General features: G+C 68.2%; 27 protein-coding genes, 1 tRNA gene and 3 pseudogenes. 18 read left to right on the top strand and 13 right to left on the bottom strand.

Annotated elements, in window-relative coordinates:
* Nucleotides 1–4: 4 nt before the first annotated feature.
* Nucleotides 5–913, bottom strand: coding sequence for an L-threonate dehydrogenase (gene ltnD / locus ACLBYB_RS22915; protein ID WP_020092463.1), 909 nt, complete (start codon nt 911–913; stop codon nt 5–7).
* 106 nt (nt 914–1,019) lie between these two features.
* On the bottom strand, nt 1,020–2,342 hold the full coding sequence (locus ACLBYB_RS22910; RefSeq protein WP_082557765.1) for an MFS transporter: 1,323 nt from the start codon (nt 2,340–2,342) through the stop codon (nt 1,020–1,022).
* Between the two features lie 307 nt (nt 2,343–2,649).
* Between ACLBYB_RS22910 and ACLBYB_RS22905 the strand changes: the two genes are divergently transcribed.
* Both ACLBYB_RS22905 and otnC read left to right on the top strand, forming a co-directional pair.
* Nucleotides 2,650–3,657: a LacI family DNA-binding transcriptional regulator gene (locus ACLBYB_RS22905; RefSeq protein WP_447700156.1), complete on the top strand. Its 1,008-nt coding sequence runs from the start codon at nt 2,650–2,652 to the stop codon at nt 3,655–3,657.
* Entirely contained in the window at nt 3,654–4,334 is a 681-nt protein-coding gene (gene otnC / locus ACLBYB_RS22900) for a 3-oxo-tetronate 4-phosphate decarboxylase (RefSeq protein WP_091927287.1), read from the top strand. Before ACLBYB_RS22905 ends, otnC begins: the two co-directional genes overlap by 4 nt.
* A gap of 178 nt (nt 4,335–4,512) precedes the next feature.
* Here otnC and glyS read toward each other — a convergent pair whose 3' ends face one another.
* The 3 genes from glyS to ACLBYB_RS22885 all read right to left on the bottom strand — a co-directional run bounded on the left by glyS (nt 4,513) and on the right by ACLBYB_RS22885 (nt 8,270).
* Entirely contained in the window at nt 4,513–6,612 is a 2,100-nt protein-coding gene (gene glyS / locus ACLBYB_RS22895; protein WP_447700155.1) for a glycine--tRNA ligase subunit beta, read from the bottom strand.
* Nucleotides 6,613–6,664: 52 nt separating this feature from the next.
* Nucleotides 6,665–7,108 (bottom strand): DUF3828 domain-containing protein, encoded by a 444-nt coding sequence (locus ACLBYB_RS22890; protein ID WP_042671538.1) that lies wholly within the window; start codon nt 7,106–7,108, stop codon nt 6,665–6,667.
* 253 nt (nt 7,109–7,361) lie between these two features.
* Nucleotides 7,362–8,270 carry a glycine--tRNA ligase subunit alpha gene (locus ACLBYB_RS22885; RefSeq protein WP_042671539.1) on the bottom strand — a complete coding sequence of 303 codons (909 nt, stop codon included), beginning with the start codon at nt 8,268–8,270 and terminating at the stop codon, nt 7,362–7,364.
* Between the two features lie 176 nt (nt 8,271–8,446).
* Here ACLBYB_RS22885 and ACLBYB_RS22880 point away from each other — a divergent pair, with 176 nt between their 5' ends.
* Both ACLBYB_RS22880 and ACLBYB_RS22875 read left to right on the top strand, forming a co-directional pair.
* Complete coding sequence (locus ACLBYB_RS22880; protein ID WP_091979781.1) at nt 8,447–8,896, top strand: GNAT family N-acetyltransferase; 450 nt, start codon at nt 8,447–8,449, stop codon at nt 8,894–8,896.
* Between the two features lie 149 nt (nt 8,897–9,045).
* Entirely contained in the window at nt 9,046–9,324 is a 279-nt protein-coding gene (locus ACLBYB_RS22875; RefSeq protein WP_447700154.1) for a hypothetical protein, read from the top strand.
* 15 nt (nt 9,325–9,339) lie between these two features.
* On the opposite strand, the gene ACLBYB_RS22870 is transcribed toward ACLBYB_RS22875, so the two are convergent.
* The 4 genes from ACLBYB_RS22870 to ACLBYB_RS22855 all read right to left on the bottom strand — a co-directional run bounded on the left by ACLBYB_RS22870 (nt 9,340) and on the right by ACLBYB_RS22855 (nt 13,005).
* The gene (locus ACLBYB_RS22870; protein ID WP_447700153.1) at nt 9,340–10,944 is read right to left on the bottom strand and encodes a Na+/H+ antiporter; all 1,605 of its coding nucleotides are present in this window, start codon (nt 10,942–10,944) and stop codon (nt 9,340–9,342) included.
* A gap of 118 nt (nt 10,945–11,062) precedes the next feature.
* Entirely contained in the window at nt 11,063–11,575 is a 513-nt protein-coding gene (locus ACLBYB_RS22865; RefSeq protein WP_056523543.1) for an MmcB family DNA repair protein, read from the bottom strand.
* Between the two features lie 115 nt (nt 11,576–11,690).
* Nucleotides 11,691–12,467: a cobalamin-binding protein gene (locus tag ACLBYB_RS22860; protein ID WP_234080966.1), complete on the bottom strand. Its 777-nt coding sequence runs from the start codon at nt 12,465–12,467 to the stop codon at nt 11,691–11,693.
* Between the two features lie 16 nt (nt 12,468–12,483).
* Nucleotides 12,484–13,005 (bottom strand): DedA family protein, encoded by a 522-nt coding sequence (locus ACLBYB_RS22855; protein WP_447700152.1) that lies wholly within the window; start codon nt 13,003–13,005, stop codon nt 12,484–12,486.
* 136 nt (nt 13,006–13,141) lie between these two features.
* On the opposite strand from ACLBYB_RS22855, the gene pdxY reads away from it, so the two are divergent.
* From pdxY to ACLBYB_RS22815, 8 genes are all read left to right on the top strand, one after another.
* Nucleotides 13,142–13,990, top strand: a complete 849-nt coding sequence (pdxY, locus tag ACLBYB_RS22850; protein WP_012318146.1) for a pyridoxal kinase PdxY — start codon at nt 13,142–13,144, stop codon at nt 13,988–13,990.
* 57 nt (nt 13,991–14,047) lie between these two features.
* Complete coding sequence (locus ACLBYB_RS22845; RefSeq protein ID WP_447700151.1) at nt 14,048–14,932, top strand: PhzF family phenazine biosynthesis protein; 885 nt, start codon at nt 14,048–14,050, stop codon at nt 14,930–14,932.
* Nucleotides 14,925–15,659 carry an NUDIX hydrolase gene (locus ACLBYB_RS22840; protein WP_447700150.1) on the top strand — a complete coding sequence of 245 codons (735 nt, stop codon included), beginning with the start codon at nt 14,925–14,927 and terminating at the stop codon, nt 15,657–15,659. Before ACLBYB_RS22845 ends, ACLBYB_RS22840 begins: the two co-directional genes overlap by 8 nt.
* A gap of 180 nt (nt 15,660–15,839) precedes the next feature.
* Nucleotides 15,840–16,823: an ABC transporter substrate-binding protein gene (locus tag ACLBYB_RS22835; protein ID WP_447700149.1), complete on the top strand. Its 984-nt coding sequence runs from the start codon at nt 15,840–15,842 to the stop codon at nt 16,821–16,823.
* Between the two features lie 124 nt (nt 16,824–16,947).
* On the top strand, nt 16,948–19,218 hold the full coding sequence (gene glgX / locus ACLBYB_RS22830) for a glycogen debranching protein GlgX (RefSeq protein WP_447700148.1): 2,271 nt from the start codon (nt 16,948–16,950) through the stop codon (nt 19,216–19,218).
* Nucleotides 19,219–19,372: 154 nt separating this feature from the next.
* Nucleotides 19,373–19,462: transfer RNA gene (locus tag ACLBYB_RS22825), tRNA-Ser, on the top strand.
* A gap of 63 nt (nt 19,463–19,525) precedes the next feature.
* On the top strand, nt 19,526–19,786 hold the full coding sequence (locus ACLBYB_RS22820) for a hypothetical protein (RefSeq protein ID WP_447700147.1): 261 nt from the start codon (nt 19,526–19,528) through the stop codon (nt 19,784–19,786).
* A gap of 105 nt (nt 19,787–19,891) precedes the next feature.
* Complete coding sequence (locus tag ACLBYB_RS22815) at nt 19,892–21,283, top strand: discoidin domain-containing protein (RefSeq protein WP_447700146.1); 1,392 nt, start codon at nt 19,892–19,894, stop codon at nt 21,281–21,283.
* 247 nt (nt 21,284–21,530) lie between these two features.
* Here ACLBYB_RS22815 and ACLBYB_RS22810 read toward each other — a convergent pair.
* Nucleotides 21,531–21,758, bottom strand: a pseudogene (locus ACLBYB_RS22810) (IS66 family transposase); the annotation flags it as partial.
* 29 nt (nt 21,759–21,787) lie between these two features.
* Between ACLBYB_RS22810 and ACLBYB_RS22805 the strand changes: the two are divergent.
* The gene (locus ACLBYB_RS22805; RefSeq protein WP_447700205.1) at nt 21,788–22,336 is read left to right on the top strand and encodes a metal-dependent phosphohydrolase; all 549 of its coding nucleotides are present in this window, start codon (nt 21,788–21,790) and stop codon (nt 22,334–22,336) included.
* Between the two features lie 44 nt (nt 22,337–22,380).
* Here ACLBYB_RS22805 and ACLBYB_RS22800 read toward each other — a convergent pair whose 3' ends face one another.
* Complete coding sequence (locus ACLBYB_RS22800) at nt 22,381–23,034, bottom strand: ABC transporter ATP-binding protein (RefSeq protein ID WP_447700145.1); 654 nt, start codon at nt 23,032–23,034, stop codon at nt 22,381–22,383.
* Between the two features lie 58 nt (nt 23,035–23,092).
* Between ACLBYB_RS22800 and ACLBYB_RS22795 the strand changes: the two genes are divergently transcribed.
* Nucleotides 23,093–23,242, top strand: a complete 150-nt coding sequence (locus ACLBYB_RS22795; protein ID WP_447700144.1) for a hypothetical protein — start codon at nt 23,093–23,095, stop codon at nt 23,240–23,242.
* Nucleotides 23,243–23,302: 60 nt separating this feature from the next.
* Complete coding sequence (locus tag ACLBYB_RS22790) at nt 23,303–23,545, top strand: hypothetical protein (RefSeq protein WP_447700143.1); 243 nt, start codon at nt 23,303–23,305, stop codon at nt 23,543–23,545.
* A gap of 10 nt (nt 23,546–23,555) precedes the next feature.
* On the opposite strand, the pseudogene ACLBYB_RS22785 reads toward ACLBYB_RS22790, so the two are convergent.
* Nucleotides 23,556–23,823 (bottom strand): annotated as a pseudogene (locus ACLBYB_RS22785) (DUF4113 domain-containing protein); the annotation flags it as partial.
* A gap of 66 nt (nt 23,824–23,889) precedes the next feature.
* Here ACLBYB_RS22785 and ACLBYB_RS22780 point away from each other — a divergent pair.
* The 3 genes from ACLBYB_RS22780 to ACLBYB_RS22770 all read left to right on the top strand — a co-directional run bounded on the left by ACLBYB_RS22780 (nt 23,890) and on the right by ACLBYB_RS22770 (nt 25,473).
* Nucleotides 23,890–24,234 (top strand): KilA-N domain-containing protein, encoded by a 345-nt coding sequence (locus ACLBYB_RS22780; RefSeq protein WP_447700142.1) that lies wholly within the window; start codon nt 23,890–23,892, stop codon nt 24,232–24,234.
* Entirely contained in the window at nt 24,231–24,623 is a 393-nt protein-coding gene (locus ACLBYB_RS22775; RefSeq protein ID WP_447700141.1) for a hypothetical protein, read from the top strand. The genes ACLBYB_RS22780 and ACLBYB_RS22775 overlap by 4 nt, the downstream gene beginning before the upstream one ends.
* A 286-nt stretch (nt 24,624–24,909) precedes the next feature.
* Nucleotides 24,910–25,473, top strand: coding sequence for a hypothetical protein (locus tag ACLBYB_RS22770; RefSeq protein ID WP_447700140.1), 564 nt, complete (start codon nt 24,910–24,912; stop codon nt 25,471–25,473).
* Here the strand turns inward: ACLBYB_RS22770 and ACLBYB_RS22765 are convergent.
* A pseudogene (locus tag ACLBYB_RS22765) lies at nt 25,470–25,597 on the bottom strand (IS481 family transposase); the annotation flags it as partial. The gene ACLBYB_RS22770 and the pseudogene ACLBYB_RS22765 overlap by 4 nt on opposite strands.

The following is a 25,597-nucleotide window of genomic DNA, read 5'->3' as shown; positions in this document are numbered from 1 at the left end:
CCCCTCAAGCTTTCTCGGGCAGCTTCGCCCCCGAGACCTGGGCGTAGAGCCGCGCCACCGAGGCGTCGTCGTCCCGACCCATGCCGGCGCCCGACGCCATCAGGAACATCTGCAGGGCCGCCGCCGCCACCGGGACCGGGTACTTCTCGGCCCGGGCCATGTCCTGCACGATGCCGAGATCCTTGACGAAGATGTCGACCGCGCTCTTCGGGCTGTAGTCGGCGTCGAGGATGTGCGGCACCCGGTTCTCGAACATCCAGGAATTGCCGGCCGACTTGGTGATCACCTCGTAGACGCGCCGAAGGTCGAGCCCCTGCTTGGCCGCGAAGGCCATCGCCTCCGAGGCGGCGGCGATGTGCACGCCCGCGAGCAGCTGGTTGATCATCTTGAAGGCCGCGCCCTGGCCAGCCGCGTCGCCGAGCTCGTAGAGCGTGCCCGCCATGGCATCGAGAGCGGGCCGCGCCTTCGCGAAGGCCGCCGCCGAGCCCGAGGCCAGGAAGGTCAGGCCGCCCTCCGCCGCGCGGGCGGCGCCGCCGCTCATCGGGGCGTCGAGGTAGTGGCGGCCGGTGGCCTCCAACCGCGCCGCCAGCGCCCGGGCGACGGCCGGATCCATGGTGGCGGAGGAGACGAACACCGCGCCCTCCGGCATCGCGGCGGCGGCGCCGTCCTCGCCGAACAGGACCGCCTCGGTCTGGGCGGCGTTGACCACCACGCTCACCACCACGTCGGCGTCCCGCGCCGCTTCGGCGGGGTTCGCGGCGCCCCGGCCGCCGGCGGTCGCGAAGCGCGCCACCGCCTCCGGGTTCACGTCGCAGGCGGAGACCGCGAAGCCCGCCCGCAGGAGCGAGCCGGCCATCCCGGAGCCCATGGAGCCCAGGCCGATCACCGCGGCGCGGGGTGTTGCGTTGGTCATCGGGGACGGCTCCTGAAGCTGGGAAAGGGCGCCTCGGCGTCGCCGCTCGAAGCGCGGGTCCCCTCTCCCGTGCGGAAGAGGGGCCAGGTCGCGCCTGGATCAGAGGTCAGCGGTTGACCATCCGGGCGGGCGTCACGAACACGCAGACCGCGCCGACCACCAGCATGGCGGCGAGCGCGTAGAGGCCCGTGGCGGTGCTGCCGGTGGCATCCCGCAGGGCACCGATCACGTAGGGGCTGACGAAGCCCGCGAGGTTCCCAACCGAGTTGATCAGCGCGATGCCGGCCGCCGCGCCCGCGCCGCTGAGGAACGCCGTGGGCAGCGACCAGAACAGGGGCGAGCAGGTCAGCACGCCGGCCGCCGCCACCGACAGCGCCGCGATGGCGAGCGTCGTCGAGCCGGCATTGGCCGAGACCACGAAGGCGACCGCGCCGATCAGCGCCGGGATGATCAGGTGCCAGCGGCGCTCGCGCATCCGGTCGGCGGAGCGGCCGAGCAGGATCATCACGATCGCCGCGCAGACGAACGGGATCGCGCTGATCAGGCCGATGTTGAAGTTGCCCTGCACGCCCGACGCCTTGACGATCGTCGGCATCCAGAAGGTCAGCCCGTACTGGCCGGTGACGAAGGCGAAGTAGATCAGGCTCATGAACCACACGCGGCCGTTGCGGAACACGGTGGCGATGGAGTGCGGGCTCGATTCCTTGCCCTGGTTGTCGGCCGCGATGTCGCGCTCGAGGAGCTGCTTCTCGGCGTCGGTCAGCCACGTGGCCTCGGCGGGGCGGTTGTCGAGGTAGAAGAACACCGCGAGGCCGATCAGCACCGCCGGCACTGCCTCGATCAGGAACATCCACTGCCAGCCCGACAGGCCGTGGGCGCCGTTGAACGCGTCCATGATCCAGCCGGAGAGCGGGTTGCCGAAGATGCCGGAGATCGGGATCGCCGCCATGAACACGGCGATCACCCGGGCCCGGCGATGGGCCGGGAACCACGAGGTCGTGTAGAGGATGACGCCCGGGTAGAATCCGGCCTCGGCGAGACCGAGGAGGAAGCGCATCCCGTAGAAGCTCCACTCGGAGTTCACGAACAGGAACGCCCCGGAGATTACCCCCCAGGTGATCATGATCCGGGCGATCCACACCCGGGCGCCGACCCGGTGCAGGATCACGTTCGAGGGCACCTCGAACAGGAAGTAGCCGAGGAAGAAGATGCCGGCGCCGAGGCCGTAGACCGTCTCGGAGAATTTCAGCTCCTGGGACATCTGGAGCTTGGCGAAGCCGACATTCACCCGGTCGAGATATGCCACGACGTAGCAGAGCATCAGGAACGGCACGAGGCGCCAGAACACCTTCGCGTAGGTGCGGTCGGCGAAGGACTTCTCGTCCGCGGGTGCGGTGGCGCCCCCCAGCGGGGCGGCTTGAACCGACATGGCGTACTCCCTGGTCCGGGCCGCACGGCTGCCGGACATTGCTCTTCACCGCTCGTCGGGCGGCGCTGGGGCGGTGCCATATCGCCTTTTGGCAGCGCTGCCAATCCGGTTGTGCGAGATAATGCAGGCCGCTATGTCAGTCGTGGATCGACGCGGACGGTCTTCCCATTCCTGCCTTATGCCGAGGCGCTGCAGCGTGGCGGAGGCCTCCTTCGGGGCCCGCTTCGCGGTCGTCTCAGGATGAGGGAAGGACGCCGGGAGGTTCGACGGGCGTCGTGAAAAAAAACCGCGCCGGGAGAGCGGGGCCATGGACGACATCCAGCCGCCGGGGCGGCTCGTCACCCTCACCGACGTCGCCCGCGAGGCCGGGGTCGGCGAGAGCACGGTCTCGCGGGTCCTGCGCAACCACGGCTCCTACTCCAAGCGCGCCGGCGAGCGGGTGGCGGAGGCGGTCGCCCGTCTCGGCTACGTTCCGAATCGCCTCGCCGGCAGCCTCGCCGGCCAGGGGGCGAGCGCGCGGCTCGTGGGGATCGTCATCCCGTCGCTCGCCAACGTGGTCTTCCCCGACCTGCTGCGCGGCCTCACCGCCGCCCTCGACGCTGACGGCATCCCCTGCGTGATCGGAGTGAGCGACTACGACCCGGACCGGGAGGAGGCGCTGGCCGCCGCGCTCCTCTCCTGGCGGCCGGCGGCGCTGCTGCTCACCGGGCTGGAGCACAATCCCGGGACGGTGGCCCTGGCGAAGGCCGGGGGCGTGCGCGTGGTCGAGATGATCGACACGGACGGGGAGGGGATCGACGCCGTGGTCGGCTTCTCCAACCGCGCCGTCGGGGCGGCGAGCGCCCGCCACCTCGTGGCGCGCGGGTACCGGCGGATCGCCTATCTCGGCCACGACCTCGCGGTCGACCTGCGCGCGGGCAAGCGGCTCGCCGGGTTCGAGACCGCGCTCGGGCAGGCGGGTTTGGCGCTCCACGGCAAGGAGATCCGGACGGGACCGTCCTCGCCGGCCTCGGGCCGGGCCGGGCTGGAGGCGCTGCTGGCGCGCGTGCCCGATCTCGACGCGGTCTACTTCTCCAACGACGACATGGCGCTCGGCGGCTACTTCGCCTGCCTGTCGGCGGGGCTGGCGGTGCCGGGACGGATCGCACTGTTCGGCTTCAACGGGCTCGACTTCGCGGCGGCGATGCCGCAGCCCCTGTCGACGGTGCGCACGCCGCGCCTGGAGATCGGCCGGCAGGCCGCCGCCTGCCTGACCGGCGCAGGCCCGAGAAAAATCGATCTCGGATTCGAGCTGATCGAGGGAGCGACCGCATGAGCGACGAGAGCCGGCTGCGCGAGGAGATCTGCCGCTACGGCCGCTCGCTGTTCGAGCGCGGCCTGACGCCGGGCTCGTCCGGCAACATCTCGCTGCGCCTGCCCGACGGCGGCTGGCTGGTGACGCCGACCAACGCGTCGCTCGGGTTCCTCGACCCGGCGCGGATCTCGCGGCTGGACGATGCGGGGCGGCTGGTTTCCGGCGACAAGCCCACCAAGGAGATCCCGCTGCACAGCGCACTCTACGAGAGCCGGAACGAGGCGAAGGCCATCGTCCACCTGCACTCGACCCACGCGGTGGCGGTCTCGATGCTGCCGGAGGTCGACCCCAGGCAGGTGCTGCCGCCGCTGACGCCCTACTACCTGATGCGGACCGGCGGCACGGCGCTCGTGCCCTACTATCGCCCGGGCGACCCGGCCGTGGCGGACGCGATCCGGGGCTTGGCGGGAAAGTACAGCTCGGTGCTGCTCGCCAATCACGGCCCGGTGGTGGCTGGCGACAGCCTGGAGGGCGCGGTCTTCGCCACCGAGGAGCTGGAAGAGACCGCCAAGCTCTACCTGCTCCTGCGCAACCTCAACCCGCGGCAGCTGAGCCCCGGGCAGGTGGCCGATCTGGTGAGCCATTTCGGCCTGACCCTGCCGGAGCCGGACGACCATGCCGGCCACGATCACGGGTGAGGGCGGTGGGTCCGCTCTCCCATCAGACCCGCTCATCCTGAGGTGCGAGCGCAGCGAGCCTCGAAGGAGTCCTCCAGACGCCGCCGCGATCCCTGAGCCCTCCTTCGAGGCCTCCGCGACGCTCCGGCACCTCAGGATGAGGGGGAGGATGATAGGATGGGGCTGCGGTGGTTCCGCCTCACCCCTCGATCTTGGCGAACTCCGCCACTTCCCGCGTCGCGGCGCGCAGCGCGTTGAGCAGAGCCAAGCGGTTCTCGCGGAGCTTCGGGTCGGGGGCGTTGACGGTCACGTCCTGGAAGAACGCGTCGACCGGCGCGCGCAGCGTCGAGAGCGCCTGCATGGCGCCGGCGAAATCCTCGCGGGCGACGGCCGCCAAGGCGGTCTCGCGCGCCTTCGCCAGGGCCTCGGCCAGGGCACGCTCGGCCGGCTCGCCCGCGGTGGCCAGCGCCGCGTCCGGCGCGGAATCGTAGGCGCGGCCGTCCTTCTTCTCCTCGATCCGCAGGATGTTGGCCGCGCGCTTGTAACCCGCGAGCAGGTTCTTGCCGTCCTCGGTGTCGAGGAACTGGCCGAGCGCCTCGACGCGGCGCACGACCATCAGCAGGTCGTCCTGGCCGGGGAGGGCGAAGACGGCGTCGATCAGGTCGTGGCGGGCGCCCTGGTCGCGGAGATAGACCTTCAGGCGGTCGGCGAGGAAGCCGAGGAGATCCCGCGCGTCGGCACCGGCCCGCCCGGCGAGGCCGCGATCCGCAGCGCCGACCTGCTCCAGCAGCCGCAGGCGCAGGCCGCGGTCGAGGATCAGTCGGATCACGCCCAGCGCCGCTCGGCGCAGTGCGAACGGGTCCTTGCTGCCCGTAGGCTTCTCGTCGATCGCCCAGAAGCCCGCCAGCGTGTCGAGCTTGTCGGCGAGCGCCACCGCGATCGAGACCGGATCGGTCGGCACCCGGTCGGAGGGGCCGAGCGGCTTGTAGTGCTCCTCGAGGGCCGCGCAGACGCTGTCGTGCTCGCCCTGGAGCGCCGCGTATTTCCGGCCCATCAGGCCCTGCAACTCGGGGAACTCGCCGACCATCTCGGTGACGAGGTCGGCCTTGGCGAGGCGCGCGGCGCGCTCGGCGAGCGCCGGGTCGGCCCCCACCAGCGGCGCGAGGTCCTTCGCCAAGGCGGCGATGCGGGCGATCCGCTCGCCCTGCGTCCCGAGCTTCTCATGGAAGACGATGCTGTCGAGCTTGGGCAGCCGGTCCTCCAGGCGGGTCGCCTTGTCGGTCTCCCAGAAGAACTTCGCGTCGGACAGGCGCGCCCGGACCACCCGCTCGTTGCCGGCGGTGATCGCTTGACCACCGTCGGTGGCGACGAGGTTCGAGACCAGGATGAATGCCGGCGCCAAATCCTCCGAGCCGCCCTTGCGCAGAACGAAGCACTTCTGGTTCGCCCGGATGGTCGCCCGGATCGCCTCAGCGGGGATGTCGAGGAAGGACGCGTCGAACGAGCCCATCAGCACGACCGGCCATTCCACGAGGCCCGACACCTCCTCCAGCAGGCCCTCGTCCTCCACGAGGTCGAGGCCGCGGGCGAAGGCGAGGTCGCGGGCGTCGTGCAGGATCACGTCCTTGCGCCGGTCGGCGTCGAGGATGACCTTCGCGCGCTCCAGCGCCTGGATGTAGTCGTCGAACCGGCGCACCTCGATCGCCTCGGGGGCGAGGAAGCGGTGGCCGTAGGTCACGGTGCCGGCCGCGATCCCGGCGACCGAGACGGGGACCACCTCCGGCGTCTCCGTCTCGGGCCCGAAGGTCGCGACGATCGACTGCAGCGGGCGCACCCAGCGCAGCGAGCCCGGCTCGGCCGAGGCCGCGCCCCAGCGCATGGATTTCGGCCAGGGGAAGCTCTTGACGATCTCGGGCAGGAGCTCGGCCAGGACGTCCAGCGTCTCGCGGCCGGGCCGCTCGATCACCGCGAGGTAGAACTCGCCCTTCTTCGGGTCGGTGACGGTCGTGGCCTGATCGAGGCTCGTCAGGCCCGCGCCCTTCAGGAAGCCCTGGACGGCCGCCTCGGGCGCGCCGACCCGCGGGCCGCGGCGCTCCTCGCGCACGGCCTCGCCCCGGGCGGGCAGGCCGGCGATGTGGAGCGCCAAGCGGCGCGGCGTCGAGAACGCCCGGGCGCCCTCGTACAGAAAGCCGCGCGCCACCAGGGCGTCGGTGACGAGCTTCTTCAGATCCTCCGCCGCGCGCCGCTGCATGCGGGCGGGGATCTCTTCCGAGCGGAGTTCGAGCAGGAGGTCGGGCATGGGGCGGCCATATCGCCGCGCCGCACCCCTGTCGAGGGTCGGCGCGCGGGGCTCAGCGCGACTCGCCCTTGAGGATGGTCGAGAGCTGCCACTTCCGGTCGCCGATCGCGTGGGCGTCGGAGACCTTCCAGCCGCCGTCCTCGCGCACGAGGTCGTACACGATGACGTTGGCGCCGTTGCCGCCCTTGCGCTCGACCGTGACCTTCGCCTGGTCCTTGCCCTCGGTGGCCTCCTTGAAGGTCAGGTTCTTCACCGTGTCGGGCTTCAGGGGCTCGCCGTTCAGGCGGTAGTCGAAATCGAGGTTGCCGGTGGCGCCGTTGGCCTGCTTCGCGTCGGCGTCGAACAGGCCCTGCAGGCGCTTCGAGTACACGGAGGAGTGATTCGGGTGCGGCTCGGCGTAGAGCTTCTTCACCGTGGCCTCAGGCCCAGGATCGGCCGCCAGCGCGGGGGCGAGGCCGAATCCGAGGAGGCTGAGGGCGAGGATCGTCTTCTTCATTGGGCATGTCCCGCGTCTGCGGACGCGCCGAGGCGCGCCGGTTGGCGGGGGTTGCAACGCGCGAGGGCTCAAGGGGCTCCGCGATGGGGCTCCCTCCGTCATCGCGAGCGCAGCGAAGCGACCCAGGGCGTCGGGACGTCTGGCAGCGAGGCGCGACCCTGGATTGCTTCGCTGCGCTCGCAAGGACGGCGGCGCATCTGGGCACTCCGGACTGCCTCTTCCGCAGCCGTCTGGTCGAGCGCCAGCGCCGACCTCACGCCCCGCCGGCGGCGGTCCTCAACCACGCCGCGCCGCAGGCCTTGGCCAGTTCGCGCACGCGGAGGATGTAGCTCTGGCGCTCCGTCACCGAGATCACGCCGCGCGCGTCGAGCAGGTTGAACACGTGGCTCGCCTTGATGCACTGGTCGTAGGCCGGCTGCGCCATGCGGTGGCGTTCACCCTCCGCGTCCGGCGCGCCGGCCGCGAGGTAGGATCGGCAGGCGGCCTCCGCGTCGGTGAACTGGCGGAACAGCATCGCGGTGTCAGCCGCCTCGAAGTTGTGGCGGGAGTACTCCTGCTCGGCCTGCAGGAACACGTCCCCGTAGGTGATCCGGTCGGCGCCCTCGGCGCCGTTGAAGTCCAGGTCGTAGACGTTCTCGACGCCCTGGACGTACATGGCGAGCCGCTCCAGCCCGTAGGTCAGCTCGCCCGCCACCGGCGCGCACTCGAAGCCCGCCACCTGCTGGAAATAGGTGAACTGGCTGACCTCCATCCCGTCGCACCAGCACTCCCAGCCAAGGCCCCAGGCGCCCAGGGTCGGGCTCTCCCAGTCGTCCTCGACGAAGCGGATGTCGTGGAGCTTCAGGTCGACGCCGATGGCGGCGAGCGAGGCGAGGTAGAGCTCCTGCAGGTTCGGCGGGTTCGGCTTCAGGATGACCTGGAACTGGTAATAGTGCTGGAGCCGGTTCGGGTTCTCGCCGTAGCGGCCGTCCTTGGGCCGGCGCGAGGGCTGGACGTAGGCCGCCTTCCAGGGCTTCGGGCCGAGTGCCCGCAGGGTCGTGGCCGGATGGAACGTACCGGCACCGACCTCCATGTCGTAGGGCTGGAGGATCACGCAGCCCTGCGCCGCCCAGAATTCCTGAAGCGTCAGGATCAGACCCTGGAAGGATTTTTTCTCGGACATCGGTCTCGGCGGCTCGGGATCGCGCGGCGGCTGGGGCCGCCGGCGGGCCGGTTTAGGTGCGGGCGGCCGGGGGTGCAAGGCGAAGGGTGTCGACCGAGGGGGCGCGGCGCCGGCAGCCCGGGTTGCCTCTGCGGTGCCGATGATGGTCCGCTGGCTGCGCACCCACGGAGAGAATCATGGATCCTGACCTCGCGATCCGCCCGATCGGCCCCGGCGACCGGGACGCCTGGCTGCCGCTCTGGCGGGGCTACCAGTCCTTCTACAAGGTCGACCTGTCGGACACGGTCACCGACACGACCTGGCAGCGCCTCAACGATCCGGCCGAACCGGTGGACGGTGCCCTGGCGTGGCGCGGTGCCGAGGCGGTCGGCCTCGTCCACCACATCCGCCACCGCTCGGCCTGGACGATCGGCGACTACTGCTACCTCCAGGACCTGTTCGTGGCGGACGGCACGCGCGGGCTCGGGATCGGCCGTCGGCTGATCGAGCACGTCTACGCGGCCGCGCAGGCCGCCGGCTGCTCCCGCGTCCACTGGCTGACGCACGAGACCAACGCGGACGCGATGCAGCTCTACGACCGGATCGCCGAGAAGTCGGGCTTCGTTCAGTACCGCAGGATCTTCTGAGCGCCGGCGCCCGACGTGCGCCGGGACACCCAAGCGTGGCGGTTTTTGGGCAATAAACCGGAACCGCCGAGCTGACGGCCAAGTTATCAGCGCAACAGGGGATCTCGGCACCTCAGCGCTGCCGAATACAGAACGTCGGACGACCCGTCATGTACAATGCTCGCACCCGCGCCAGCTTCGGCCGCAAGAACATCGCCGTCTTCGCCGCGCTCGCCATCTCGTCGCTGGCCGCCACGCCCTTCGTGATGAGCGCCAGCCGTGCGCTCGCCACTTCCGAAGACCAGCCGGTGGCCGCCACCCTGCGGGTCGAGCCGGTAGAGGTCGCCCCCGTGGCGGCCGCGCCGAAGGCTGAGGGAAGCTGCCTGCGCAAGGTCCGGGTGGTCTACAGCGGCTACGGCCAGCCGGCGGACGGCTGCGCGGCCCACTGACGGCCGCGCCTCAGGTCAGCCGTGGGCCGGCGCGGTCCCGGCCAGACGCTTGAGATGGAGCTCCTCCAGGTCGATCTCCGTCTCCAGCTGCCGCAGCACCGAGCTGTGGATCCGGTTCTGCCGGTGCAGGTCGATCAGGGCCGACCGGCCTGAGCGCACGGCGAGCAGGGCGGCGGCGAAGTGCTCGGTCTTCTCGGCCTCCAGCGCCGCCCGCTCGTCGCGGTCCCGCGAGGCCGCCCGCACCCGGCGGCGGTACTCCTCCACGAGGCGCGGGTGCTTCAGCGCCCCGGTCTCGGCGAACACCAAGCCCTGTAGGGCGGCGAGCCCGGCCTCGTTCACGACGACGCGGGCCATCGGCGCGTCGAGGTGGCCCTCGGGGAGGTGCGCCGCGGGGTCGAGGCGGAGGCTGCGGATCAGCGGCCCCAGGGTCGTGCCCTGCACGAGCACGGTGAACAGGATCACCGCGAAGGCCGCGACCAAGATCGCGTCGCGGCCGGGGAAATCCACCGGCAGAGCCAAGGCGGCCGCCAGGGTCACGACCCCGCGCATGCCGGCCCACCCGACGATCAGCGGCACGGCCGGGTTCGGGGCGGGCTCCTGCGCGCGGACCCGCGGCGACAGGAGCCGCCGCAGGTAGACGGCCGGGAACACCCAGAACAGACGGGCGACGACGCAGGTCGCCGTGACGGCGAGCGCCAGCGGCAGCTCCGCCGCGAGCGCGCCGAGCTGGCCACCGGTCCGGGCCAGCACGCCGCGGAGCGCCAGGCCGATCAGCACGAAGACCAGGGCCTCCAGCACGAAGACCACGAATTCCCACACCGCCACGGAATGGCGGCGGGCATGCGCGTCGAAGGTCTCGTGCTCCCGGCCGCCCATCATCAGGCCGCAAGCGACCACGGCCAGGACGCCGGAGGCGTGGATCTCCTCGGCCGCGAGGTAGGCGACGTAGGCGGCGAGGAAGGTCAGCACCGTGATGGCGTTCGCGTCGTGCATCCGGCGCATCACCAGGATCACCGCCACCCCGCACGCGATCCCGACCGCGACACCCGCCACCGCGAGCCACGCGAAGCTGCCGGCCGCCGCCCAGGCGCTGAAGGTGCCGGTGAGCGCCGCCGCCACCGCGAAGCGGTAGAGCACGAGGCCCGAGGCATCGTTCACGAGGCTCTCGCCCTCCAAGACCGTGATCATCCGGCGGGGCAGGGTGACGCGGGCCAGCACCGCCTTGGCGGCCACCGCGTCCGGCGGCGAGACGATGGCGCCGAGGGCGAAGCAGGCGGCCCAGGGCAGGGACGGCACCACCGCGTGGGCGACGAGCCCGACCACGAGGGTCGTGAACAGGACCGCACCGAGGGACAGGGACAGGATCGGGCCGAGGCTCGCCCGGAAGTCGCGCCAGACGGTGAAGTAGGCGGATTCGAGCAGGAGCGGCGGCAGGAACAGGACCATGATCAGGTCCGGATCGAGATCGAAGGCCGGCAGGCCCGGCACCACCGCCAGCGTCATGCCGCCGACGACGAGGGCGGCGGCCGGCGGGAAACCGAGGCGCCCGGCCGCCAGCGACAGCAGCAGGGCCGCGCCGAGGAGACCGAGGATCAGCTCGAACAGGGCGACGGATGTCATCGGTGGATCGGGCCCGGCGCCGGAGGCCCGGCAAGCGCGGCCGTTCTAGGACGTTTCCCTGTCGGATGAATACCGCGTCGGCCGAAGGTTCGCCGAGGGTCGCGGTGCGGGCCGCGCCCTAGAGAGCCCCTTCCCGCACGGCGCCCGGGTCGGCCAGCGCGTGCAGGATGCGCGCGGCGCTGTGGGCGAAGCGCAGCGTCACGGCCTTGCGGCGGGCGCCGCTCAGCGGGTGCTCGGGCGGCTCGCGCAGGATCCCGGCCCCGTAGGCGTCGGCGACGATCAGGCCGCACTCTTCCGGGATCAGCGACTCGGGCACGTCCTCGGGGATGGCGAAGAAAAACCGGTCGCAGAAGTCGCGGTAATCCGGCCATTTCCGGTCGGCGCGGAAATCGGCCACGCTCGACTTGATCTCCACGATGGTGAGCTTGCCGGCGCCGCAGAGCGCGATCACGTCGGCGCGGCGGCCGTTGACGAGGGAGAATTCCGGCAGGGTGACGCAGCCCATCTCGGAGAACAGCCGGCGCACGCCGCGCTGGATGCGCAGGGCCGTGGGCGATTGCCGCCGGTCGGGCGGCAGCAGCGCCTCGACGGCCGGGGGCGCGGAATCGGGAAGGCCGAGGGAAGCGGACATCGAGCTCGGGGGATGCGTCTGCGGGTGCGTCTGTACCGAATCGGGACATCCTGCCAAGTCGCGCCCGGTCCGTCACCTGCGGCGCGGCATCGCCCCACGCATCACCCCGGGGCGATCACCCGAGGCAGGCCCGGATCGCGTCGAACCCGTCGGTGAGGGCGGCCGGGCCGGGCTGCAGGATCAGCGGCGACTTGATCTCGTGGATGCGCCCGTCGCGCACCGCCGGGATCGCCGCCCAGCCGGGTCGGGACCGGATGCGCTCGACATTGACCCGCTTGCCGCACCACGAGGCGAGGATCACGTCGGGCGCGGCCGCGATCACCTGCTCGGCGGTGACGATCCGGTCCTTCGCGGCCGGCTGGCGGCTCAGCTCCGGGAAGACGTCCCGCCCGCCCGCGAGGCCGATCAGGTCCGAGACCCAGCCGATGCCGGAGATCATCGGCGCGTCCCACTCCTCGAAGTAGACGCGCGGGGGCGGCCGCTCCCGGACCGAGGCGGCGGCCGCGGCCAGCCGCGCTTCGAGGCCCGCCGCCAGGGTCTCGGCCCGCTCCGGCAGGCCCACGAGGGCCCCGAGCGTGCGCACCATCGCGAGGCAGCCCGCCACGTCGCGCTGGTTGAACAGGTGGACCGCCACGCCCGCCCGGGCGAGGTCGGCGACGATGCCGGCCTGGAGGTCCGAGAAGGCCAGGACGAGGTCCGGCGCCAGCGCCAGGATCTTCGGGATGTCCGCACTGGTGAAGGCCGAGACGCGCGGCTTCTCCCGGCGGACCCGGGGCGGACGCACCGCGTAGCCCGAGACGCCGACGATCCTGTCCTCCGCGCCCAGGAGGTACAGGGTCTCGACCGTCTCCTCGGTGAGGCAGACGATCCGCTCGGGCGGGAAGCGGCGCATCAGCGGTCGCGCCGCATCATCGGTCGAGCCACGTCAGCAGCCCGGCCCCGGGGGCCAGCAGCACGAAGGCCCAGACCAGGGCGGAGGCGACGTTGGCCAGCTGGAACGGCAGCCGCGCCAGGCCGAGGATGCCGGCGAAGAGGGGGACCAGGGCGCGGGCCGGCCCGAAGAAGCGCCCCAGAGCCACCGCGGCGATGCCCCAGCGGCCGATGAAGGCCTCGGCCTTGGCCATGAGCTCGGGATAGCGCCGCAGTGGCCACTTGGTCTTCGCCCCCGGCCCGAGCCAGCGCCCGGCCTCGTACGAGATCCAGTCTCCGAGGGCGGCCCCCAGCGCCGCGGCGATCACCACCGGCCAGAACGGGATGTCGGCGCCGCCGACGAGGGCCCCGATACCGACCAGGATCACGGTCGCCGGGACGAACAGCGACAGGATCGCGATCGATTCGCAGAAGGCGAGGCCGCCGGCGATGACGGGCGTCCAGGCCTTGTGCGCCTCCACGAAGGCGAGGGTCGTGGTGCGCAGGGCTTCGATGTCCATGGGGCTCCGAACGGGGCTCGGGGGATGGGAGAAGGGTCGGTCCCATCTGAGGCGCGCGGGGGAGGGCGGCAAGGGACAGGGGTGCGGCCGGCGCCGGAACCGGCTAACCGTAGCGGGACAACGAGCGAGTCCCGCGTTGAACGTCCTGTCGATCCAGTCCCACGTCGCCTACGGCCATGTCGGCAACGCCTCGGCGGTGTTCCCGATGCAGCGGCTCGGGGTCGAGGTCTGGCCGGTGCACACGGTGCAGTTCTCAAACCACACCGGCTACGGCGCGTGGCGCGGCCCCGTCTTCGACGCGGCGATGATCCGCGAGGTGGTGCGCGGCATCGGCGAGCGCGGCGTCCTGGGCGGCTGCGACGCGGTCCTGTCGGGCTACATGGGCTCGGCGGAGATCGGCGCCGCGATCCTGGAGGCGGTGGACGCCGTGCGCGCGGCGAACCCGCGGGCGCTCTACTGCTGCGACCCGGTGATCGGCGACGTCGAGGAGGGCGTCTACGTGCGGCCCGGCATCGAGGCGTTCCTGCGCGAGCGCGCTGTCCCGGCCGCCGACATCCTTACCCCCAACCAGTTCGAGCTCGGCCTGCTCACCGGCCTGCCGAGCGGCACCCTGGCGGAGGCCGGGGCCGCGATCGCGGCGCTCCGGGCGCGCGGGCCGCGGGTGGTCCTGGTCACCTCGGCGCTCTGCGCCGACACGCCCGCCGACAGCATCGACCTGCTCGCGGGCGCGGAGGGGCGGGTGTTCCGGGTCCGGACGCCGCGGCTCGCCATCGCGGTGAACGGGGCCGGCGACTGCATCGCGGCGCTGTTCCTGGTGCATTACGCCCGGACCGGCTCGGCCGAGGCGGCGCTGGGCGCGGCGGCGGCCTCGATCTACGGGCTGCTCAAGCGCACCGCCGAGGCGGGATCGCGGGAGATCCTGACGGTCGCCGCGCAGGAGGAGTACGTGAACCCGAGCGCGCGGTTTCCGGTCGAGGCGGTCTGAGGCGCCCCTGGCAAACCGCTCCGTCCAAGTCCGCATAGAGCAGCAAGGATCGACACGATGGCGCGCCGCTTCGTCACCCTGGACGTGTTCACCGAGCGCAGGCTCGCCGGCAATCCCCTGGCCGTGGTGCTCGACGCGGAGGGGCTCGACACCGCCGCCATGCAGGCCATCGCGCGGGAGTTCAACCTGTCGGAGACGGTCTTCGTCCTCCCACCGACGGAGGCCCGGCACCGGGCGTCGCTGCGCATCTTCACCCCCGCCCGGGAGCTTCCCTTCGCCGGCCACCCGACCGTGGGCACCGCCGTGCTCCTGGCGTTGCAGGACCCGACCCGGGGCAACGCCCGCGCCTTCGGCCTGGAGGAGGGGATCGGCATCGTCCCCTGCGTGGTCGAGACCCTCGCGGACGGGACCGGCGGCCGGGCCCGGTTCCGGCTCCCGGTCCTGCCGGACTACCTCGGTCCCGGGCCGGAGCCCGCGGTGCTGGCACCGCTGCTGGGCCTCGAGCCCGGGGACATCGGCACCGGCCGGCACGCCCCGAGCCGCCACGGCGTGGGGCCGACCTTCACCTGCGTGCCGGTCGCGTCGGTGGCCGCCCTCGACGCCGCCCGGACGGCCCAGGCACCCGATCCGGCCGACGGGCTCTACCTCTACACCCCAGATCCCGAGGGCACCGGCCAGCGCTGGCGCGTCCGCATGTTCGCGCCGAATGTCGGCGTCCCGGAGGATCCCGCCACCGGCTCGGCGGCCTCCGCCTTCTCGGGGGTGCTGATGCAGTTCGAGGCGCTGGGCGACGGCACCCACGACGTGGCGATCCGCCAGGGCGAGGCGATGGGTCGGCCGAGCGACATCGCGCTCCAGCTCACCGTCTCGGCCGGCGCCCTGCAGGGCGTCGAGATCGGCGGCGCCGCGGTGATCCTGTCGGACGGCACCCTGCATGTCTGACGGTTACTCTGACGGCGTCTCCGACGGTTTCCGGATCACCCGCGTCGCGGACGTGGCGGCGCGGTTCGTGGAGCACGATTGGGCCTTCCCCCGGGCCCACGCGGCCGCCATCGCGGCCCATTGGCAGGCCCGGCTGCAGCGCAGCCCCGGCATGTTCGACGGGACCGTCCTGCTGTGCTGCGACCACACCGTCGCCGACGGGGTCGCCCGCCTCGACCTGTTCACGACGCGCTACGCGACCTTCACCTACTACCGGGACAGGCCTCACGCAGAGGCCCGCATCGCCAACGCCTTCGCGGCGATCGTGCCCTGGACGGCGGACGGTGCCGTCCTGCTCGGCGAGATGGGCGCCCACACGGCCAATGCCGGCCAGCTCTACTTCCCCTGCGGCACCCCGGATCCGGACGACGTGCGCGGCGCGCGGGTCGATCTCACCGGCAGCGCCGCCCGGGAACTCGCCGAGGAGACCGGCCTCGCGCTGCCGGACGAGGCCGAAACGGAATGGGTGCTGCTGGAGGGAGAGGGCCAGCTCGCCTTCCTCCGGCCGGTGCGCTTCCCCGAGCCGGCCGCGCAGCTCGTGGCGCGCATCGCCGACCATCTCGGCGCCGAGGCGGAGCCGGAACTCGCCCGGATGCACGTGGTGCGGGGCCGCGAGGACATCGATCCCGCGCGGATGCCGGGCTTCGTGCGGGCCTACCTGGCGGACGCGTTCCCGCCCGCCCGCTGACCGGCGCGGCGCGCGGGGAAAGACATTCGTCTCCCCGCGGAGGTCGGCCGGATGTCGTATCGTTTGCCGACCGCGAGCAATACAGATTTCCGTTTCATTGACCGCCCTTGCGGCAAGCATAAACTCGAATTCCCACCGAACAGCCCCGCACAAAGCGGGCAGCGTATCCCGGCAGGCCCCATGTTCATCCGATCTCACTTGCGGCCCGGTGGCCGCCGGCTCGCCGGGGCGCGGCTCGCGACCGCACTGACGCTGGCCACCGTCACGCTGGCCGCAGTGGCCGCCCGTGCGGAAGAGGTCGTCCTGCGGGTCGGCGACCAGAAGGGTGGGAACCGGTCGCTCCTGGAGATCGCCGGCTACGCGAAGGATCTGCCCTACCGGATCGCGTGGTCGGAATTTCCCGCCGCCGCGCCGATCCTGGAGGCGCTCAACGCCGGCGCCCTCGATGTCGGCTACACCGGCGACCTCTCCTTCCTCACCGTCGTCGCGGCCGGGGCACCGATCAAGGCGATCGGCGGCACCAAGTCCGATCCCCGGACGCAGGCGATCCTGGTCCGCGCGGATTCGCCGATCCGCTCGGCCGCGGATCTGAGGGGAAAGCGGCTCGCCGGCACCCGCGGCGGCTGGGGCCAGTTCCTGATCAGCGCGACGCTGGAGAAGGCCGGGATCGCGCCGTCCGAGGCCACCTTCGCGCCGCTCAACCCGGTCGACGCCAAGGTCGCGCTGATGGCCGGCTCGGTGGATGCCTGGGCGGTCTGGGAGCCCTACGTCGCGTTCGCGACGCTCAAGGACAAGGCACGGCCGATCGCGGACGGCGCGGGCCTCACGCCGACCATCACCTTCATCGTCGCCTCAGACAGCGCCATCGCCACCAAGCGGGCGGTGCTGCAGGACTTCCTGAGCCGCCTGAACCGGGCGCGGCTCTGGTCGCTGGACCATCTGGAGGCCTACGCCCGGAACACGGCCGCGCTGACCAAGATACCGGAGGACGTCCTGCGCGCGGCCTACACGGCGCAGCGGACGCGCCCGATCGCGCTCGACGAGGGCGTCGTGAAGGAGATGCAAGACGCCTCGGACCGGGCGACGCGGTACGGCATCCTGTCGAAGACGCTCGACGTCGGCCGGGCCTTGGACCGGAGCTTCACGGAAGCGGCCTCGAACTGAGCGGTGCACGGTCGTCACGCCCCGCGATTTTTGCGGCACTGCGGGAGCTTCGCTGTTTCCGGCACGTTCACCAGGGGCTCCCCGCAGCGGCACGTGGCCGGGCGGGTCGCGTTCCGGAGTGTCCATGTCCGATTCCCGTCGTCCCGCATCGCAGGCCCGCGCGACCCGCTCGCGCATCCAGGAAGGCCAACCCTATCCCCTCGGCGCCACCTGGGACGGGCTCGGGGTCAATTTCGCGCTGTTCTCGGCCCACGCCACCAAGGTCGAGCTCTGCCTGTTCGACGACCAGGGCGAGCAAGAGATCGAGCGCATCGAGCTGCCCGAGTACACGGACGAGATCTGGCACGGCTACCTGCCCGACGCGCGCCCCGGCACGATCTACGGCTACCGCGTCCACGGCCCCTACGAGCCGAAGGCCGGCCACCGGTTCAACCCCAACAAGCTGCTGATCGACCCCTACGCCAAGGGGCTCGTCGGCTCGATCACCTGGAACCCGGCCCTGTTCGGCTACCAGATGGAGACGGGTGACGACCTGACCTTCGACGAGCGCGACAGCGCCCCCTACACGCGCCGCTCCCGCGTCATCGACCCGGCCTTCACCTGGGGACGGCACCGCAAGCCGCTGATCCCCTGGGAGAAGACCATCGTGTACGAGGCCCACGTGAAGGGCATGACCAAGCTCGACCCGCGGGTGCCGGAGAAGCTGCGCGGCACCTATGCCGGCCTCGGCACAAGGGACGTGCTCGACTACATCAAGAGCCTCGGCGTCACCTCGGTTGAGCTGCTGCCGGTCCACGCCTTCGTGCAGGACGACTACCTGCAGCAGAAGGACCTGGTGAATTACTGGGGCTACAATACGATCTCGTTCTTCACCCCCGCACGGCGCTACGCCGCGGTGCCGGATTTCGCCTTCTCCGAGTTCAAGGAGATGGTCTCGCGCTTCCACGGCGCCGGCCTCGAGGTGATCCTCGACGTGGTCTACAACCACACCGCCGAGGGCAACGAGAAGGGCCCGACCCTGTCATTCAAGGGCGTCGACAACGCCTCCTACTACCGGCTGCTGCCGAACGAGCCGCGCTACTACATCAACGACACCGGCACCGGGAACACCTTCAATCTGTCGCACCCGCGGGTGCTGCAGCTCGTGACCGATTCGCTGCGCTACTGGGCGCAGGAGATGCAAGTCGACGGGTTCCGCTTCGACCTCGCGACGATCCTCGGCCGCGAGCCCTACGGCTTCGACGAGGGTGGCGGCTTCCTTGACACCTGCCGGCAGGACCCAGTGCTCAACAACGTCAAGCTGATCGCCGAGCCGTGGGATTGCGGCCCGGGCGGCTACCAGGTCGGCGGCTTCCCGCCGGGCTGGGCCGAGTGGAACGACCGGTTCCGCGACGATGTCCGCGCCTACTGGAAGGGTGACGGTGGGCTGCTGCCGGACCTGGCGGCGCGGGTCTCGGGCTCGGCCGACAAGTTCAACAAGCGCGGGCGCAAGCCCTGGGCCTCGGTGAACTTCCTCACCGCCCACGACGGCTTCACCCTGCACGATACGGTCTCGTACAACGACAAGCACAACGAGGCGAACGGCGAGGGCAACCGCGACGGCCACTCGCACAACCTCTCGTACAATTACGGAGTAGAGGGCCCGACGGACGATCCCGAGATCCGGGCGGTGCGCCTGCGCCAGATGCGCAACATGCTTGCGACCCTGTTCCTGTCCCGCGGCACGCCGATGCTGCTCGCGGGCGACGAGTTCGCCCGGACCCAGAAGGGCAACAACAACGCCTACTGCCAGGATAACGAGGTCTCGTGGCTCGACTGGGGGGCGATCGGCGACGAGGAGCGGGATCTCGCCGAGTTCACCCAGCGCCTGATCATCCTGCGCAACGCCCTGCCGATCCTGAGCCGCGGGCGGTTCCTCACCGGTCAGTACGACGAGGAGTTCGGCGTCAAGGACGTGACGTGGCTGCGGCCGGACGGCAGCGAGATGGCCGGCGAGAACTGGTCGGACGGCGAGGCCCGGGCCTTCGCGGTCCAGCTCGACGGGCGCGCCCAGGCCACCGGCCTGCACCGCCGCGGCGGCGACGCGACGCTGCTGATCATGTTCAACGCCTACCACGACCTCGTGACGTTCACGCTGCCGGAATCGGTCGGCGGCGTGGCCTGGACGCGGCTCCTCGACACCAACCTGCCCGACAGCCAGGACGTGGAGAGCTTCAAGTTCGGCTCCGGCTACGACGTGACCGGGCGCTCGCTCCTGATGTTCGTGCTGAAGCCCGAGGATAGCCCGGGCGTCGAGGACAACGCCATGGAGCGCTCCTACCAGCACGTGATGCAGGCCTTCGAGCGGGCGAACGTGGAGCATGTCCGCTTCCACCTCGACGAGGCGGAGGGGTAAGGCGAGGGGGTGAGAAACGCGGCCGGGCGGTTTTCGCATCGCCCGGCCGTCTGCGCCTTGCGCCGGACGGCGCACCCGGCTAACAGCACGGCACCGCGCGGCCCTGGCCACGCCCGGCGCGCCGCGTGCGCGCCCGGGTGCCCGGTTCGCGGACGGAGGGGTGGCCGAGTGGTTGAAGGCGCACGCCTGGAAAGTGTGTATACCGGAAACGGTATCGCGGGTTCGAATCCCGCTCCCTCCGCCAACTAGCATTAATTTTTCTGAAAGTTTTTGAGGCCGGCGCCTCTACCCCACCAGCCGGAGTGTGATGGCCAAGGACCCCGCGACCTTCTCCGAGCTCCGGAAGGCCGCCAAGGTCACCGATCAGGAGATCGATGTCGCGGTCGACGCAGTGCTCGCGGATCTGACGACCGAGGCCTACCCGCTCGCGAAGGGCTGCATCCTCGACCTCGTCGAGACGCTCCGCACGAACACCCGCGCGGCCGAGGCGCTCACCACCGACAAGCCGGCCTGGAAGCGCAACATGGTCAGGACCGCGATCCTGCTGGCGCATCCGGTGCACAGCTGAAAAACAAGCACGCTCCTCCGTCCGGGGGCGATTGGCGAGCCGGTCCTGACTCTGTCGTAGGCGCACGGCAAAGCTGCAGATGTAGTAATCGAAAGGTGACATGACATGATCGATTTTATGAAGCACTACGGTGTTACAAAAGAACTTTTAGAATCAAATGGCATCGATGCTGATGCGACAAGCAAAGGAGAGCGCTCTTCTGAGCGAGAAATTCGAGATGCTCTTCAATTGCTCGTGCCGAGACGGTCTGGAACAAAACTGATCCGATTGGGTGGGGACTTGGATGGCGGCTATCTTCTGCCAAATGACCTCGCAGAAATTAGCGCCTGCTTTTCTCCAGGTACAAATAATTTCAAAAGATTTGAGGATCAACTTGCGATTGAATACGGTATTACTTCCTTTATGTGTGACTATTCTAGCAATAAAGAGCAGTTCGCAACGCCGTTGATCAATGGCATGCAGTTTTTTCAGAAAAAATGGCTCGATGTAGATGGAGCCGATAACTCGCTGAGTCTCGATGACTGGGTTCAAGAAAACTCGCAGCGGACAGGAGATCTGTTGCTGCAGATGGACATTGAAGGCGCAGAATACAGGAATTTCATTGGCTCTCTTTCTGCGACTTTAGAGCGATTTCGAATTATCATAGTCGAAATCCACAACCTGCAACACCTCGAAAATCGCGACTTTCTCTGTAACGTTTTTCTCCCGGCGATGCAAAAAATTGCTCGCAGTCACATAAGCGTTCATGTGCATGCAAACAATTGCTGCGGCTATGCGGAATTGTATGCTGGGCAAACGGTGCCTTGCGCAGTTGAGGCCACATTCCTCCGCAAGGATCGTGTCCATACTGACCCAGATGCATTAGTGCTTCCACATAGCCTCGATCGACTGAATGTTGGCAGGTATCCTCCTATTCACCTAGGTGGGCTTTGGCTGGCCGAGGCTGACGAGGTACGATCAAGATTGAATGCCCTCGAACAGTCAGTCACATGGCTGACAGCCCGCGTTACTAATCTAGTAAAATCCAACTCCTTTCTGATAAACAATGTCCTGCTCCGTCCGAATGTCGCTCTTGGAAAGCAAGCAACGCAGAGCTCTTTATCAATTTACTCTACCGAGCAGGGGGCCGCCGGTGGGGTGAGTGGCACGCGAAGTGGACGGTTCGGCTTCCATACTGACGAGGAACAAGATCCTTGGTGGATGGTGGATCTGGGTAAGCCCCATCAAATAGACGGCTGTCTTATTTTCAATCGCATGGATGGAGCGTCGACGCGCGCAGATACGTTGCAAGTATTGACATCATTAGATGGGAATGATTGGACCTTGAGGTACTTGCATAGTGGGCGACCAACCTTCGGCGGTATCGTGCCCTACGATGGCGAACCGCCACTGCTACTTGATATGTCTGGCATCACTGCGAGATTCATCCGCCTCCGGCTGTCGGCGTTCACCGCACTTCATCTTGACGAAGTCGAAGTGTACGGGCGACCGATTTAGTTGTGCAGCGGGGGTACCAGTTGGGCTCTATCCGAACTGCGTTCGTGGCACTATTGGCAGATCAGCCAGAAATTTGCTCAGCACGAAACTTGGGCACGAAGCTTGGGATAGCTACGAGGGCCGTCGGCTACTCCAACCTGTTAATTGGCACGAAGAAGCAGCACGCGGTCGAGGATGAGGTGGACCCTCCAGCGAGCTTTGGCGGCAAACTCTCAGACGTAATTACCCAGGCCTATGATGGCAGGGTTCAAGCGCCGATGGTTTCGAGGATGGTGCCAAAGGGAGTGCTGCCTGTGATGCGCGCGGTATCGACAACGGTGCGGATGGCGGCCTCGCACTTGGCCGCCCACATCGTGCGATAAACGTTAGTGACCTTCCGCTGCACGACAGCCGGACGCAGCAGCCGCTCGGAGCCGTTGTTGGTCGGCTCGACCTGTCCGGGATAGGCGAGGAACACCACTTGCTGGCGCACCCGGTGAAGGAATGAGCTAAGGAGCGTGGCAGATGCAGCTAGTTCTACCCCCTCTTCGCAGAACAGCCGCAGATGCTGCCCTGTTCGCCGCCGCCCTTCACGAGAGAGGCCAGAAAGGTCAAATTGAAACGCCGTTGATGGCTCATCTGGCACGTGTTGCAGCCATTGTTACGCGCCTTGGTGAAGGTTGTCCTTTTTGGAACAGCGAGCATCGCGATGACGCGGTGCAGGTGGCTTGGCTTCATCACGCGATTGAGGGAGGAGAAATTACAGTACGCATGCTGATGCGCGAAGGATTTTCGAGAATTGTAGCAGAAGAAGTAGAAGTCTTATCGGCACCGAAAGAGTCAAGTCTAAGCGAATGGATTGACGATTCGGCGGAGCGCGCAGGTCTAATGGCCCTTCTGGTAAAACTTGCAGACGTCATTGACAAACGTAGTCTGACGCAGGTTGCAGCGAGATCTAGCAGCAGCGATGACGCCCCCGTGATCGATCTAGAACGATTGACAAACAGGCTGATCGAAGCGGTCCGCCGTAAGGGCTGGGAGGGCGATTGTGAAGTGCTTTCCCGTATGCATTGATGCAGGAAGTGACGACTTCGCATTGGCTTACTTTAGTCTAATATCTAAGCGTTGAGGCGCCTGTAAACTTCGATGGCGTCATTGATATCTTCATATACGATCGCCCGCCCGTTGAGCAAGACGATCCCTTGAGTGCACCATTCGCGCAGCTGCTCCATCGAATGCGAAATCATAATGATGTCTGCATTTTTGCGACGCGCAGCGAAAACCTCATCACATCGCTTAGAAAACCGAGCATCGCCAACCGAAGTGAGCTCATCGATCAAGTAAGTCTCAAAGGGTATTGCCATACTCATGCCAAAAGCGAGGCGCGCTCCCATGCCAGACGAGTAGGTATAGATCGGTTGCTCCAAATAGCTGCCGAGTTCAGAGAAATCTTCCACGAAATCCAGCACCTTTCGCGGATCCTCCCCGTAGATGCGCGCCACGAACATAACGTTGTCGCGTCCAGTCATTTTCGGATGGAAGCCGCCGGCAAAGCCGAGCGGCCACGAAACACGGCGGCCTCGATAGACCCTACCTTTGGTCGGTTCCTCGGTCCCTGCAAGGATCCGCATTGTGGTCGATTTGCCAGCGCCGTTGATGCCGAGGATGCCATAACAGATACCCGGCCTGAGAGTGAATGAAGCTCGTTCTAAGACGACGCGTGAAGCACCGTTCGTCCGGTAGATTTTGGTGACGTTCTCGAAACGGATCACGGGACCGCTCTGTTGGCATGATCGCCTGCTGGCGTTCTGCTAGCACGTACAGCACTGGATGTTGGCCAAACTGGGAACGGCAAGGCTGGAGCTGCTTCATCCGCAGCATGTCGCCTATTGGAGTGCCGGCGCCTCCGTCGAGCCGTCCTGCGACGAGCTCGAACGCTGGCAGATCAGCGACCTGATCTGCTCGGATGCCGACGTGTAGCGTTTGGCCGCGAGCCGCGGACTCGTCGAGGGCGGCGACTCGCGATAGGCCGGCGCCGCCATGCCTTCCGAACCGAAAGGCCCGATTCGCGGCCGCCACCTCGAGGCCCTGCGCGCCGTCGCCGAGAACCCCGGCGGCCTGCGGCATGAGGCCTACCCGGCTGTCATGCCGATCTTGGAAGAGCTCGGGTATGTCGAGGAGCGCACGACCCGCGGCAGCACCGGCCGGCGCGTTTGGCACCTGACCCCGGGCGGACGCGAACTGCTGATCGCGCTCGGTATCCGCGAGAGCGTCGAGCCGTGACAGATGCCAGTTAGGTGTAGGCGACCGGCAGCTCGCTGACCTGCGTCGTGTACCGCGGCGTGCGCATCTCGAACTTCGTGTTCCAGTCGCGCCGGCTCACCAGCCCAGCCCGCGCCGGCACCACCGCGCCGCGGCCCCAGCGCGTTGCAGGCGTCCATCGCCGCCATCAGCGGACCCGACCGCTCGCGGTCCAATGCGCCGATCAGCGCCCGCGGGCTGTGCGACAGCGGCACGAGATCGTTCGTGACGATCCCGGCCTTGCTGTACCGCCACGGCCGTCCCACCAGACGGCCGGCGGCCTCGTCTGCCAGCTCCCGAGCGACGGCTACAGCAACGCCACGGCGATGTGCCAGGCGACCGGGAAGCGGCGGAACCACTATGCGTCTAATGAGGGCACGAAGGCCTTCATGGCGGCGCTCGCGGCCGACACCGGAATTCCGGCCTCGGTGTTAGTTCAGTCACTTAGCGGCGGCACGCCCGAGTTGCAGGGCACTTGGGTGCACCCGCAGGTCGCCATCAACTTGGCCACTTGGTGCTCGCCGATCTTCGCGGTGCAGGTGAGCAAGTGGGTCCACGACTGGATGCGCGGTCACTCCGCGGTCCGGCCGACGCTGCCCTACCACCTCCGCCGGCACCTCGCGAACCACCCGAACGTCCCGGCAGCCACTTCTCGATTCTGGCCGAGATGACGATCCTGCTGATCGCCCCGATGGAGGACATGGGCTACACGCTGCCCGAGCGCCTGCTGCCGGACATCTCGCAGGGTCAGATGTTCTGCAAGTGGCTCCGCGAGGAGTGGGGCATCGACACGGACGCGCTGCGCAAGTACCGGCATGACTTCGAGGACGGCCGTGTCGTGTGGCCCAAGGCGTACCCGGACGACATGCTCGCGGAGTTTCGTCGGCACTTCTGGACGGCGTGGCTCCCGCTGAAGTCCGAGGCCTACTTCGCCGGTCGCGACAGCAAGGCTTTGGAGTACCTGCCTCGGCTGCTCGCGAAAGCCGCGGCCGCCGGGCTGCACGCCCCCGCGAAGCGCCTGCCGCCGCGGCCGATCCCGAAGAAGATGCGCCAGGCGTAAGACCACGACATCTCCGCCGGCGTGCACATGCCTGACGGCAGGGATCGACAAGTACGCCATCCGCGACGGCGTGGCAGGTGCGCTGAGACAGCTTGATCAAGATCGGCGCGGCGGAGTCTGCGCCGATTTTTGCTAATTCATAGCCTTTCGCAGATTGTAGGGATCTCTGTGGCCTATCATTGGGAAGACAAGCCGAAGGAACAGATCGAGAGATATTATATAGAGCCCTATTAAAGAGTTGTTAGAGCAAAATCACGGCTCAAGCTCGATCTCTTTATTGGAGCATATGAGCCTCAAACAATTGAAAGATTTCGTTGAGTTGGCGTCTCCCTCTGCCATGGAGGGGCTGCCTCCAAATGCCACATTGATGAGTGACGATTATAGGCCAACCAAAGCGCACATAACGTTTAGTGGGCCTGAATATAAGGCCAGGCTCGGTAGGCGATTTGCTCCAAAATATGTATCTTTTGATGAGTGGTGGTGTGGCGAAGTTCTGTCGAGAATTATTGCGAAAGCTCCCGGCCGCGAGTCGATTTTCCGCGGCGAAGTTCTAAAATATATTCGCAATGAAGAGACAGGCGCGCATGTAGCTGGTAAGTATCGCCGGGGCACCGCGGATGATAAGCTCGCCCGCCTTATGCAGGGTGAGCATGTCGATGTTTATATGATGCTTAATGGCGCCCCTCCTGTTATGGCAGAGCCGCACGCACCGGCCTACGCCACTCTTCATCAGATCGGATGGGAGGTCGAAGAAATGATGAAAAGAATGCACCCGGATCTCACCGCTCGCGCAAATTTTATACCTACGACCAGCCCAAGATTGCGGCCCGTCCCCCCTGGTGTGCTTTAGATGTTTGGTCCCAGGATTTGGTGGTGCGGGTTCTGAGTGAATCTAGAGGGCTCGTCCACCCAGGCTTTGCAGATAGCTTCGTAGGGCGTGAGGCCGCGTAGCGTCTTGAGGCGGCGGGCGAAGT

It is taken from the genome of Methylobacterium sp. D54C, assembly GCF_053345595.1.
This window is presented reverse-complemented; position numbering and strand designations above follow the sequence as displayed.